Source organism: Kitasatospora sp. MBT66 (assembly GCF_000710405.2).
In the GTDB taxonomy this organism is placed as follows: Bacteria; Actinomycetota; Actinomycetes; order Streptomycetales; family Streptomycetaceae; genus Kitasatospora; species Kitasatospora purpeofusca.
Genome location: NZ_JAIY01000010.1, coordinates 1027544 through 1027934, shown reverse-complemented (window position 1 = coordinate 1027934; position 391 = coordinate 1027544). Strand labels below are relative to the sequence as shown.

Here is a 391-nt window from a genome sequence, read left to right as displayed (position 1 = left end):
GGCTCGCCCGGCGCACCCGTCCGGCCGCCGGGGGCGGAGCCGGACGGGCCGGCCCCTGATCCGGCGGTGGCGCTCCCGGCTGAGGACGGTGCGCCCGCGCCGGTGGCGGGGTCGGTGGCCGGGCCGGCGCTCGCCAGGGGGACCCGCCGGGGCGGCGCTCCCGTCCCGGCGAGGCTGCCGGTGGCGGGCGCACCGGTGGCCCGGACGGGCGTGGGCAGGGGGACCGGCGCCGGTTCGGCCTCGGGTCCGGGCTCCTGACCGGAGGCGGTCCCGGGCTCGGCGGGGACCCGGTGCCGGGCCCGGGGGTCGGCCTGGGACGCGAACGGGCTCTCCACCCCGGCCCCGGTCTCCGCTTCGGTCCCGGCTTCGGTCCCGGCTTCGGGAACGGGCG

1 pseudogene is annotated in these 391 nt (G+C 83.9%); it reads right to left on the bottom strand.

Features of this window, described 5'->3' with window-relative positions:
* Window positions 1–335 (bottom strand): annotated as a pseudogene (locus BI06_RS52930) (hypothetical protein); the annotation flags it as partial.
* Window positions 336–391: the final 56 nt, after the last annotated feature.